Source organism: Methanobrevibacter millerae, from assembly GCF_900103415.1.
Lineage (GTDB): Archaea > Methanobacteriota > Methanobacteria > Methanobacteriales > Methanobacteriaceae > Methanocatella > Methanocatella millerae.
The window spans coordinates 37,112-50,709 of the sequence record NZ_FMXB01000021.1 but is presented as its reverse complement, the minus strand read 5'-3'; the positions used below and the strand labels follow the sequence as shown (position 1 = coordinate 50,709).

General features: G+C 38.0%; 8 protein-coding genes and 1 pseudogene. 5 read left to right on the top strand and 4 right to left on the bottom strand.

Features of this window, described 5'->3' with window-relative positions; genetic code table 11:
- From F3G70_RS10280 to ftsY, 4 genes are all read left to right on the top strand, one after another.
- The coding region (locus F3G70_RS10280; protein WP_188118151.1) for a transposase at nt 1–543 on the top strand (543 nt) is incomplete at its 5' end.
- A gap of 116 nt (nt 544–659) precedes the next feature.
- Nucleotides 660–2,975 (top strand): Ig-like domain-containing protein, encoded by a 2,316-nt coding sequence (locus tag F3G70_RS10275; protein ID WP_223166074.1) that lies wholly within the window; start codon nt 660–662, stop codon nt 2,973–2,975.
- A 52-nt stretch (nt 2,976–3,027) separates the two neighbouring features.
- Nucleotides 3,028–5,760 carry a hypothetical protein gene (locus F3G70_RS10270; RefSeq protein WP_149732618.1) on the top strand — a complete coding sequence of 911 codons (2,733 nt, stop codon included), beginning with the start codon at nt 3,028–3,030 and terminating at the stop codon, nt 5,758–5,760.
- A 237-nt stretch (nt 5,761–5,997) separates the two neighbouring features.
- Entirely contained in the window at nt 5,998–7,590 is a 1,593-nt protein-coding gene (gene ftsY, locus F3G70_RS10265; RefSeq protein ID WP_149732617.1) for a signal recognition particle-docking protein FtsY, read from the top strand.
- Nucleotides 7,591–7,636: 46 nt separating this feature from the next.
- On the opposite strand, the gene F3G70_RS10260 is transcribed toward ftsY, so the two are convergent.
- Complete coding sequence (locus F3G70_RS10260) at nt 7,637–8,326, bottom strand: nitroreductase family protein (protein WP_149732616.1); 690 nt, start codon at nt 8,324–8,326, stop codon at nt 7,637–7,639.
- A 1-nt stretch (nt 8,327) separates the two neighbouring features.
- Nucleotides 8,328–8,705, bottom strand: coding sequence for a DUF4258 domain-containing protein (locus tag F3G70_RS10255; RefSeq protein ID WP_149732615.1), 378 nt, complete (start codon nt 8,703–8,705; stop codon nt 8,328–8,330).
- A gap of 360 nt (nt 8,706–9,065) precedes the next feature.
- On the opposite strand from F3G70_RS10255, the gene F3G70_RS10250 reads away from it, so the two are divergent.
- Nucleotides 9,066–10,517 (top strand): sodium-dependent transporter, encoded by a 1,452-nt coding sequence (locus F3G70_RS10250; protein ID WP_149732614.1) that lies wholly within the window; start codon nt 9,066–9,068, stop codon nt 10,515–10,517.
- Nucleotides 10,518–10,676: 159 nt separating this feature from the next.
- Here the strand turns inward: F3G70_RS10250 and F3G70_RS10245 are convergent, their stop codons facing one another.
- Both F3G70_RS10245 and F3G70_RS10240 read right to left on the bottom strand, forming a co-directional pair.
- Nucleotides 10,677–13,016, bottom strand: a complete 2,340-nt coding sequence (locus F3G70_RS10245) for a right-handed parallel beta-helix repeat-containing protein (protein WP_149732613.1) — start codon at nt 13,014–13,016, stop codon at nt 10,677–10,679.
- Between the two features lie 186 nt (nt 13,017–13,202).
- Nucleotides 13,203–13,598: pseudogene (locus tag F3G70_RS10240) on the bottom strand (hypothetical protein); the annotation flags it as partial.

The window sequence follows — 13,598 nt, the reverse complement described above, 5'->3', positions numbered from 1 at the left end:
GAAGAAGTTAACTTAACTGATGAAGAAATAGACGAAATTTTAATGGAAAACAATGAAAATAACAAAGTTTTCACAGAAAAAATAATAAAAACAATTGAAAAATATAAAGATGATACGACCTCAACAATTGCTAGAATCATCGGAAAACACTGCAATCGAGAATCAATCAATAATGTGAAAAAAAGAAGAGAAATAAGAAGAAAAATAACCTTAAATCTACTGGAAAAAGAAAACATAATAACAAAAATACAAACTGAACAAAGGATATGTTTAATCTTAGATAATTACAGCGTTCACAAGTCTGCTTTCATCAAAAAAATAGCACTACATCTTAATATTGTATTAATATACCTTCCACCATACTCCCCACATCTAAATCCAATAGAACAAATATGGAGACAAATGAAACGAGAAATTAAACATTATTATCTAGAATCAAGAGAATTTTTACAAGAATTAACAATAAAAACCTACAATAAATCGATTTCTGGAACGAAAGTTTATGACAAATGGCTCGAAACATTTATAACAAAAGTTTGGTAACTAACTATAATTATTAATTTTTCATAGATTAAAGATTAAAAGCATTTTGTCATTTATTCACTTTCATTTTTTCAGCAATATATTTTTATTAAATGTTAACAAATATTCATAATGAGGTGTTTGAAATTAAACTTCATTCAAAATTTTTCATTTTTATTATCCTTATAATTTTTTTAAGCAGCATTTCATTCGTTTCGGCTGAAGATTCAGTCAATGAAACGGTTGATGAAGTGCCTGAAATAGAAATAGGAGAAATAGAGCGCTACGCTGACGGATCTCTAAAGGATTTTGTCGGTGATGCTACCGATGACGATTTAGCTGATTTAAGCGAATGCAGTTCTGTCGTTCTTCAGGTGAGCGCTACTGAAAGCGTTATATCATTCAGGCGTGATTCCACCGAAGCTGCCGATATAACTGTTGAAAGCGGAAACTGGGGAGACATTGAATACTTAAAGCAGTATAAAACTTCAGGAGGCTATTTTGCCCATGCAATCGTGACTTCAAACGGATGGCTGATTGGTAACGGAGGAGTTACTGACGGAAGCGTATACAGGCAGATTGAAAGCATAGCCTCTGAAATGGTTGTAAAGGACGTCATTTCAAACGATTATCTTTCAAGAATCTACAATATCCTTTCCAGATATTCCCTGGGCCATTTTGTAATCAAGGCTCCTGACGGAACCTATGGTGTCGTATTCACTGACAGGTATCACGTTTCCAATTTGAATCCTGGCCAGTATATCATTTGTCCGAATATATATTCATATTCCAAAAAGGGAACATATGACTCCAGCCTGAATCCTGTCGATGCGGCCATCAAGCTTGTCTACACGGATTCATATGGGGTCAACAGAAGGAATGTCATGACCTATAACTACAAGCCCGTATCTTCAGATACCGGAGTGTCATTCGGCGTTGAGTGTTACGCTTCAAACGATAACGGAGCAGGAGTCGGAAGGTCAACCGCATCCCTTGCGGATAACATATATTTCTACGGCAAGTACTTTTCAAGAAGTTCCCTGCCGGTAACCCCTAATAAGATTTATATGGGAACACACGCTTTTGCGGGAACAAGCATTGAGATTTTCAAGCTATTGAGTCCTGTTGCCAATTCACTGGTCGGTGAAAGCGTCGAACTTAAATATCAGGTAAATTATGTTGCCCATTCCAGTCCTGTTGTCCGCTTTGCCGTTCCTGAAGGATTCGAGTTCAATTCAGCAACATTATCCAAAGGAACCTATACATATGACGTCGGGCCACGTGTCGTAACTTGGTATCTCAACGACTGTGAGCAGAACAATTTCATTACGCTCAACATCAAGGCCGTAAAGTCCGGCAAATACGTTATGGCATCTTCCTTAAACAACAATTACGTTTATGAATTCGAGCTTAACGTCAACAAGTACGGCGCCAAGTTATCAGCAGACAACCTTGAAAAGTATTACAAAGGCCCTGAAAGGCTTAACGTGATTTTAAAGGATCCTGACAACAATCCTATAGCAGGTGAAAACGTTGTAATCAACATCAACGGCGTAGGCTATACCAGAACAACCAACGGCGATGGGGTAGCTTCAATTGCTATCAATTTGAATTCAGGCGAATATGACATTACTGCAAGCTATAATGGCCGTTTCGGTTCAGATTCAACCGTGGCTCACGTTAAGGTTTTAAAAACAATATCCGGAAACGACATTGTCAAGTATTACAGGAATGGCACTCAGTATTATGCACGTTTCATTGACACTGCAGGAAATCCTCTGGCCAATTCTGATGTTTCATTCAACATCAACGGTGTTTTCTACACAAGAACTACTGACGGCAATGGTAACGCAAGGCTTAACATCAATTTAAATCCTGGAGAATACATTCTAACAGCAATAAATCCCGTTAACGGCGAGCAGTACTCCAATAACGTTAAGGTTCTCACAATCCTTGAGGACGGTCATGACTTGACCAAATACTACAGAAACGATTCAGTCTATTCAATCAAGGTTCTCGACGATACCGGAAATCCTCTTGTTAACGGGGAAGTCAGATTCAACATCAACGGTGTTTTCTATACCAGAATGACCAACGAATCAGGATACGCTAACCTAAACATCAGGCTGCAGCCTGGCGAATATATCGTTACGGCCGAATACAATCAGCTGATGTATACCAACATCGTAACGGTGCTTCCTACATTATTTGCCAATGATACGGTAAGCTACACCAACGAGAGCAATTTCGCATGTCTTCTGATTGACGGCAACGGTAATCCTTATGCCAATCAGACGATAACATTTAACATTGAGGGCGTTGTATTTACCAATGTGACCGGTGAGGACGGAATCGCTGATTTGCTCATTTATTTGCCTGACGGCGAGTATAGCGTAACTTCATCCTATGACGAATACAATATAAACAACAGAATAACGATTAGGAGTTCTTAATTTAGGAGGCGTTAAAATTAGAAAAATCTTTTTAATTTCTTTGATCTTATTATTGTTTTTAAGCTTATCATGTGCATATGCTGAAGGAAACTCCACGGATTTGGAGGAAGTAAACCTGGATGCAGATGATGTGTCAATGTATTATCATGACGGGCATCGTCTGAATGTCGACTTGTCAGATTCAGGCAATGATTCACTGGCAAATCAGAGTTTGACAATCAATATCAATGGCCAGAATTATACCCGAACGACAAATGATGCGGGAAGGGCGTCTTTAGCCATTAATCTGATACCTGGAGAATATTCATCAACCATATTCTTTTTGGGAACGGACAAGTACCTGAGCTCAAATAAAACAGTTAACGTCAAGGTTCTGCCTACAATAAGTGGAGATGACGTTGTCAAATATTATCGCAACGGCACGCAGTATTACGCCACTTTCCTTGACAACGAAGGTGAATTTCTGGATTATGAGGACGTAACGTTCAATATCAACGGAGTCTTTTATACCAGAACGACGGATCAAAACGGCGTTGCCAAACTGAACATTAATTTAAACTCCGGAGATTACATATTAACGGCTTACAATCCTAATGACGGCTTTGCCTATTCAAATAACATTAAGGTCCTTCCGACAATCAACGGCTCTGATTTAAGGAAAATCTACAGGGACAACAACCAGTACTGGGTTACTTTCAAGGATTTCGAAGGCAATCCGTTAACTAATACCGACGTTGAGTTCAACATCAATGGGGTAATGTACATCCGCAAGTCAAACAGCCTCGGAAACGGAAAGCTCAACATCAATCTGGATGCCGGAGAATATATCATAACGGCAAAGAACCTTTTAACCGGTGAATTATGCTCAAACAACATTAAAGTTGAAGCTTTCTCCGATACAAAACTCACAACCGAGGATTACGTATTCACCCCAACCGATGACGACGTGATTGAGGCAACATTAATTAACTCCCTCGGTTACGGAGTCTACGACGAAACCGTTAGTCTTACAATTAACGGCCAGACATACACGGACATAACCGATGATGAGGGCGTAGCCAGATTCTTTTTGGACTTGGATGAAGGAAACTACACATTAAGCTTCAAGCATGAATCAAACTCAAGATACGGTGCTTCATCTGCAAGTTCCCATGTGGAGACATATGGTGGAATCAAGATAACATTGGAAGGGGAAGACGCAATACTCTTTGTAAACGACACCTACAGCGTAAGGATGTCTGATGAAAATGGAAAGCCTTTTACAAACCAGACCGTTTACTTTGACTTCGGATACAAGGTATTATCTGCTGTAAGTGACGAAAACGGCGTTGCAAGCGTAAAGGTTGATGTGAAGTCAGATTATTATAATCTCATATTCTTCTATAATGCTACCGGATATAAGTTTTCAAGAGGATTCAGCGATCTTTTGGTTTTAATTGAGGGTAAAACCACATTAACTCCAATGACCACAACAGTCAAGGAAGGAAACCGCCAGCAGTTAAAGATTGCACTTGATGCGGACGGAATCAGGCTTTTCGGTGAGGAAGTAATCATTGAAGTCAACGGCAAGCAATACGTCAAGACAACAGACGGCGATGGAATGGTCGGCCTGACGATTAATCTGGGTGCAGGCACCTATACCGTTAACTGCTATTTCAAGGGTGCTGATGGACTTTCAGATTCACAGATGTCCTGCCAGCTAACGGTCACTCCAAGAATAGCAACCAAAATGACCGTTTTAACAGCTTCAACGTTTTATAAAAATTATGGCATAACCTATAACGTTGAATTAAGGGCAGATAAGGTCTTAGCTAATAGGGATGTTTCAATTACTGTCGGCTCCAAGACTTTCAATCAAAAAACCGACGGCGATGGGGTCGTGCATTTGGACCTCAACGATTTCAATGACGGAAGCTATGATGTAAGCCTTTCATTTGCAGGAGACAATGATTATGCTGTCTATAAAGGATTTACAAAAGTGGCTGTCACGTCCAAAACCCCATACACTTACGGATATTGGGTAAGATATAGGGATATGGTTAATATAAATCTGGCTGAACTGGCATCCAAGGGAACAAACAATCTCTTCCTTCATGAAAAAGCAGTTTCAGCATACGGCGCCAACAATGTCGTTTCATGGATTAAAAAGGCAAACGACTACGGAATCAAGGTTCACATATGGATGCAGTGCTTCTATGACGGCGAATGGTTAAATCCTGTAAAATCAGACGGATCATATGACTATGACCTTTTAAACAGCATCATTGCAGACGCCAAGTATTATGCGGGCCTGAAAGGTGTGTCCGGAGTTAATCTGGACTATTTAAGATATCCTGGAACCGCATACAAGTATTCCGGCGGAACCGCTGCCATTAATTATCTGGTGAAAAATACTGTCTCTGCAGTCAAGGCGGTAAATCCGAACTGCATAGTTTCAGCGGCGGTAATGCCTGAACCGAGCAGCATGATTTACTATTACGGTCAGGACATTCCTACAATAAGCAAGTATCTGGACGCCATATTGCCGATGATTTATAAAGGAAACTATGAGAGAAACACTGCATGGATTCAGAGCACTACAAAATGGTTTGTAGACAATTCAAATGGTGCTAAAATCTGGTCAGGACTTCAGGCCTACAGATCAGACGACGATTTGTCATATCTGCCGATATCTGAATTGACCGGCGATGCGCAGGCGGCTTTGAACGCAGGTGCGAAAGGAGTCATAATGTTCAGGTGGGGAGTCACCAATTTCATTGATTTCAACACTTTGAAAACCTCTTAATCTACATGTGGACATTCAAATTATATGATTTAAAATTAGCTATTAATTTAGTTAATTTTTCCTTTTTTTATTTTTATATTTTTGTTGATTTTCATTAAATTTATTGAAGCTATTTTTCATTATTCTGCATTGTTTTTTCATTCCGTTTTTTGGTGTATTTTTCTTTTAAATATGATGAAAAATATATTAACTTATAATTAAACTTTTTATTTATGAAATTATCAGGTTGGGTTAATTTTGTTTGAATCACTTAAAAAGAAATTGTCACGTACAAGCGATAAGCTGGAAGAAGAAATTATTGAAGAGGCAAAAGGGGAAGACAACCTTCAGGAAGAGGAAGGTAAAAAACGCTCATTCTTTTCATTCGGTCGCAAAAAAGAGGAAGATAAAGCTGATGAATCTGATGATTCTGAAGAGGAAGAAAAGAAATCCCGCTTCTGGTCAAGAAATAAGGATGACACTTCTGAAGATGAAGACGTTGATGATGACGACATTGAAGAGGAAATTGAGGATTCATCCGATGATGAAGTCGTTGATGATTCTTTAGAAGAAGGGGAAGTCAAGGAAGAGAAAAAATCCAGTTTCTGGTCCAGGAGCAAGGATAAGGACGAAGAGGAAGAGGAATCTTCAGATGATGACGATGAGGAAGAAGAAGAGGTTGTTGAAGAGAAGAAGTCCCGCTTCTGGTCAAGAGGAAAGGATAAATCTGATGATGAGGAAGAGGAATCTTCAGATGATGACGATGATGAAGAAGAGGTTGTTGAAGAGAAGAAGTCCCGCTTCTGGTCTAGAAGTAAGGATAAGTCCGATGAGGAAGAATCTTTAGATGATGATGAAGAAGAGGAAGCTGAAGAGGAAGAGAAGAAGTCTCATTTCTGGTCAAGGAATAAGGACAAGTCTGATGAAAAAGATTCTGATGAAGGCTCCGGCGGATTATTCTCATTTGTCCGTGAAAAGACCATTTCCGAAAAGCACGTTGATGACATTTTATTTGAACTTGAAATGGGTCTTTTGGAAGGCGACGTGGCAATGGAAGTGGCCACTGAAGTCGTGGAATCCGTAAAAGAGGATCTGGTCGGACGTAAAATAAAAAGAAGCAGCGACATTACCGAATACACTTACAACGCTTTAAGAAACGCCGTTGCCGAAATCATCGACATTCCTGGAAAATCAATGACTGAAATGATAGAAGAGAAAAAGGCCCAGGGAGAGCCTCTTGTAGTCATGTTCGTGGGCATTAACGGTACCGGAAAAACGACAACAATAGGCAAGCTGGCCAATTACTATCTTAAAATGGGCTACACTCCTGTCATTGCAGCTTCAGACACTTTCCGTGCTGGAGCTATCGAGCAGGTCACCCATCATGCTGACAATGTCGGAGTTAAAATCATTAAGCACCAAAAAGGTTCAGATCCGGCTGCAGTCGCATTCGATGCCGTTGAGCACGCAAAGGCTCAGGGAAAAGAGCTGGTATTGATAGATACTGCAGGAAGAATGCAGACCAATACCAACCTTATGGATGAAATGAAGAAAATCAAGCGTGTTGCAAACCCTGATTTGGTCATTTTTGTCGGTGATGCATTAACGGGTAATGACGCAACCCAGCAGGCCGTCAAGTTCAATGAAGCCATTGACATTGATGGTGTAATATTGACCAAGGCCGATGCGGACAGTAAGGGCGGAGCGTCCCTCTCCATAGGTTATGTCATCAAAAAGCCAATCATGTTTTTAGGTGTCGGTCAGGGATATGATGACATTATGGAATATGATGCTGACTGGATGCTTAATCAGCTTTTCAGCGAAGATGACGGCGTAGCTGTTGAGGAATAATTAATTTGGCAAAGGATATCAAATCCTTTGTTTTTTTTGCTTTTTTTTAAATTTTTATACTTCCGATATAAGAATATCCTTTAATGTCTTTTTTGTCTTTAATTTCAAACTTGAAGGAATCGGGATTTGAAACGTATAAATGCGCAAGGGCTATTCCGATGTCGATGTCATTCCAGCGGGCCACTATCTTTCTTTTAACGAAGTTATGCTTTATTTTGAAAACGTCAAAGCCTTCATTACTTTGTTTAAAGTACCATGGCTGCATGTTAATGGCGGACGGCGCTAAGCGTGCAGGTTCAAGCCTTTCATCATTAACGTCAGCTATTTCGGATAATTTTTTCCTTTTGAACTGCGTGATGTCCCTTTCAAAGTTATTGGATTTTCCGAAAGCCATTAATATGACAAAATCTGGAGTTTTCTCTTTAACGGAACCCATTCCAACCCAGCAGCTTCCGATGCCGATGCTCTGCATGAACAGGCTGAGCTGCTGGAAGACAAAACCTACATTAATGCCATAATTCTCTTTCTTATCAGAATATATGGCCAGATAATAGGGTGCGTTCCATCGGGTTCTTAGTGTAACTTCATCTTTGGCAAATATTTCATAAGAATAATTAATATCACCAATTAATGGATTTACATTACTTAAAAACTCTTCAATTGCAGTTAAATCTATTTCATCATCAAGATATTTCCTGCATGACTTTCTTTTATAAATCTGGCTGGCCAAATCCATTTTACCACTTTCTTTTGGATATTGCCTTTAAGCGCTTTTTCTCAATATCCTTTCTCTTGTCTGACTGGTATTTCTTTTTCTGGCGATTGGTGGCGGTCTGGAAATTCGGCATTATCGTAACCAGATCAATGGTATTGCCGTGACAGGCAAATATCAATTTAAGCTCTTTATAATCCTTGCCTGCAGGCGCCTCATAGATTACCTCGTATTCGTCGTTTCCGCTTTTTTCATATCGCAGAGGCTCTTCATACATTATGCAGTCAACGATATATTCCCTTTTGATTCCGTTTTGAGCCAGTCTCTCATTGAAATGGGTATTTTCAAAGCACCAGTCAATGTTTTGGGTATCTCCAAGTATGAATCTGTCAAAAACTTTCATTGATATTACTTGTTTTTGAAATATTATAAAGCTATTGATTTTTTACAAAGTCAAAGCAATATTATAATGACTTTGTTTTTTTAATGTCGGCGAGTAAAATTGTTTTAATAAAAACAGACAATTTTAAATAATATATTGGTTATAATATATATTATTGGCCGGAAATGTTTAATTTAAAACCGTTAAACATTTTTTTTGAAATTTTAATTTGTTCTATCAGTAGAATAAAAATGCGGCAGTGAATACGGAATTATCATATCAAACAATAATCCTTTCATCAAAAAGGAAGATGATATAATTTACATGCCGCTGACAACATTTAGTTTAATTATTTAAATATGAATAGTCTAATATTAAATCATGAGTGAACATGCACAGTGGGATTCAAGGTTATCCTTTCTCTTTGCGATGATTGGTTCGGCCGTAGGATTGGGTAACATCTGGCGTTTCAGCTATGTGGTGTACTCCAACGGCGGAGGATCATTTTTCATCCCATATTTCGTAGCCATAGCAATCATGGGAATCCCATTCCTGATACTGGAGTACGGTGTCGGCTTTTCCTTTAAGGATTCATTTTCCAATATCTTGAAAAGAATCAATCCGAAGTTTGAGATAATTGCATGGATTCTCGTTCTTTTTGTTTTCGGTGTTGTAATCTATTATATGGTTATCTTAAGCTGGGATTTTGTTTATCTGGTAACGAGCCTGAATTTCGGCTGGGGAGCGGATACCGGTGTTTACTTTACCAATACAGTCGGCGGAACATACAATCTGGCCGATGCAGGAAGCATTCTCGTTCCCTCTGCAATCGGTGTTTTTGTATTATGGGTGCTTTTATGGTTCATTTCAAGCCAGTCCGTTGACAAGGGTATCGGCCGTGTTTCAAAGATTCTCATTCCGCTTCTTTTTGCCATCATGGCATTTATAGTTATTTATTCACTTACCCTTCCCGGTGCGGGATTAGGTATTTCAACCCTTCTGACTCCCAACTGGAGCACGCTTTTAGATGTAAACATTTGGCTTGCCGCCTTTGCACAGATTATTTTCTCGCTGAGTCTGGGCCAGGCCATTGCGCTTACTTATGCAAGCTATCTTCCTGAAAAGTCCCGTCTGACTGATAACGTGCTGATTGTTGTTGCGTCAAACTCAGCGTTTGAAATATTTACCGCTTTCGGCGTATTTTCAATTCTTGGATTCATGTCCGTTAATTCTGGGATGTCCATGGATAGCCTGATTACCGAAGGAACTGGCCTGATTTTTATTGTATTTCCAAAAATCTTTAACGTAATGGGTCCTTTGGGTCGGGTAATTGCTCCTCTTTTGTTTTTGGCAATTTTGTTTGCTGGAATCACTTCAGCACTCGGATTTTTCGAGCCTATGCTTAATTCGACCAGCGAAAAATTCGGGATGTCCCGTAAGAAAACCGCAACTATTCTGTGTGTAATTGGCTGTATTTTTTCTTTCCTTTTGACTACAGAAATCAGCAGCTATCTGGTGCGCATCACCGATTCCTTTATCAACGAATTCGGAATTCTTCTTTTAATTGGCGTTCAGTGCATAATATTTGCATGGTTCTATGGTTTGGATCATTTAGTTCCTGTTTTGAATGAGGAAGGATTTTTAAAAGTTGGAAAAGTTTGGAAATTCATTATTAAATATCTCCTGCCGATATTTTTGATAGTTATCTGGGTTTTAGGTATTATTAAACTGTTTGGAAGTTCCGAACCCTTTGAAATGATTGTTTACGTGATTATAATTGTTTGCGTTATCCTTGCGGGTTTTGTTTTGACACGGGCTGAATCAAGTAAGTAGTCTCATGGTATATTTATCAATTAAAATCATCATTTTTAGATAATCCAATTAATTAAATGAAAAATAGATATTATATTTCAATGGTTTTTTGATTAATCATTAATTTTAATTAATCGTAAATGTGATTTAAAAAAAAGTAAAAGTATTAGTCAAAATTGACTAATATTCTTCATCATTGTATTTTCTTCTGTACCCAAAAATTAATAATGCAAGAACAATCAATCCAAGCAATATTGGAATTAAGATATTACTAGTCTGAGGATGATCTGTAATACTTTTTGTTATTTCATATGCATTAGATGGGCTTACGGCACCGGCAGCTGAAGGGCTGCTTGAATCTGAATCTGAAGATTGGCTTGTTTTATCTTTACTTTTTGCTGATTCTTCTCCGGTGATACTTGGAGTACTGCTGTTCGTACTGATGAGTTCACCGTTGTTTGAATTAGTAATTACGTCTCCACCTTGAGTATTTGAAGTCATATTACTAGGAACTTTTGAATCAGGCAAGCTAACTCCATTATCTAAAGGTTTGTCGCTTTTATCGACATAAGTACCATTGGCACTTTGCTTTTGGGAGTTCATTTGGTCTTTTGTATAATCCTGCCATTCATCATCATTGTTTGTTTCATGATTGGTATAATCCTCCCAGTTGTCTTTAACCTCTTTGTCTGTTTTATCAACGTTTTCAGATTTGGCATTATTCTTAGTGTGATCATCAACCTTGCTGTTCTTTGTGGAATTTGTGTAGTCATCTAGCTCGGCTTTTGACGTTGAATTTGTATAATCATCAACTCCGCCATTGGTGGTTGAGTTTGTGAAATCATTCATTCCTTCGCCATCGCCGCTTCCCTTTGCTCCGGGAGTATTTTTATCCGGATCAATGTTACTTGGCTTAACCGGTTTGGTTCCGTCTCCTTTATTCATAGGATTTGTATTGTATGTCGGATTTCCACTTTCAGGCTCCACATATTTACCGTCAACAGTATTTGTACGGTTATTGACGTTTTCCGGAGGCACATATGTTGTGTTTTCTCCACCATCAATTGTATTTAAAATTTTAGACCAGTATGTATACTCATTTAAAACGGTATTGTTGTAGAATGTATCTCTCTTATGTTCCTGAGGACCTTCCTTATAACCGTCAAGGGTTTTATCCGGAGCATCTTCTCTTGAAGTAACAAGGAGATTGTTTTTAATGGTTGAATCCACGGAAGATAACAGATAAACTGAGTAAAAACCTTCGCTGAATACAATATTGTTTTCAATGTCAAAAGTATGCTCACCATCGGTTTTTTGCCTGTAACTTATACCGTAAAGATTATCTCCTTCATCTACTGTACCCACACTATGAACTGAAATCCTGTTGTTTGTAATTTTATCATTTGAGTCCTGAACTTCAATTCCTGCAACTAACGCCCATTCATGTTTACCGGCAAGACCTGTAATGTTAATGTCATTGTCATCAATAGTAAGTGTAGTTTCTCCATAAGCATTCTGGGAGTAAATTCCTAAATTCGGACCGTTTGAAATAGAATAGATGTCATTTCTAGTTATATCCACTCCATCCAAAGGACCTTCTAACTGGATTCCATAAGCTGTACCTGCAGCCAATGTGCCTCCAATTGTCATAATGGATATATTATTAGAATCAATGGTCAGATTCCGTAACTGATGTATGTCGATTCCGTAAAGATAATTTGCAGAACCGAGGCTTGTTACAAAATCCTCCATAGACAAGTCATTACCTTTGACAATACCATTATTTGAATTTACAATTCTAATGGCAACTAATGTAGGATATGCACTTATAGGTCTTTTATTGACATCAACGATTATATTGTTATTCGTTAGTTTAAAATTATCACTATATTCAATGCAAAGTCCAGCAACATGATTAACACCGCCAGTATCAAAATTTATGCTTCTAAGCGGGAAATTACTTTCGATAGTGTTGTTATCGATTAATGCATTAGGACATCTTTTTAATTCAATAACATAGTCAGTTCCGGCATTGTTGTTGTGTGCTTCGAAATAAATCGTATTATTTATGAGTTTGATGTTCTTTTTGCCATAGGAACTTATTCCGTATGCAGTAACATCGCGCGGTACAACATAATACATATTTATATTTGAAATGGTTGCGTTATTTCCATTAATGCAGATTCCGCTGTAGTCATTATCTTCATAAGCGCCAGTCAGATTAAATGTCACGTTTGTTATCGTAACATCGTCAGCATCAATTAAAAATACCGTATCCGTAAACAATGTATTATAATTTCCAACTATCGTAGTGTTCTTTGCATTAATATTCAGAGTACCCAAATAATCAAATTCTCCTTGAAATTCCAATGTTTTATTTTCAAAAGATGAATTTAGAGTATTTGTATCATCAAAGTAGTCTTGAATATTATCCTCAGTTATAATGATTGTATCACCAGTAATATTTGCTGCAAGTAATGTAGAATTATCTTCAGCATTAATTGGGCTTATAAACACCATTAAAGTTAATATTACACATAACAGTATAACGCTTTTTGTCTTGATTATTTTCACCTCCGTTTAAGTGGTTATCCTTTTAAAAAGATTTTAAAAAGACATTTGTATTTATGTAAAGTATAGTTTATATAGTTTAACTTTTTTTGACTATTTTTAAAATTAAATTGGTGGTGATGGTTTTTTAGTGGTTTATTCTTTGACTGTGACTGTGTTTGCTATGTTTAGCCCGTTGTGCGTTGATGTTATTATGTATTTGCCCGGCATTAGGTTAATGTTTAGTTTAGCTGTTCCCTCTTCGTTTGTTGTTCTTTCGTAGAATACTCCGTTGATGTTGAATGTTATTTTTTCATCTTTTTGCGGTTGGCCTTGTCCGTTAACCAGTTTTACTTCGAAAGGTTCTTTCGTTCCGTATTTTTTGGTTAAATCCTTTGCCGTTAACGTTGGGAGTACGGTTATTTTATTTGATGCTTGACATCCTTCGTAGTCTGCGGTTATTATGTATGTTCCGGGGTTTAGGTTGATGTTCATTTTAACATGCCCTGTTTCGTTGGTGTATCTTTCGTAGAATACTCCGTTGATGTTGAA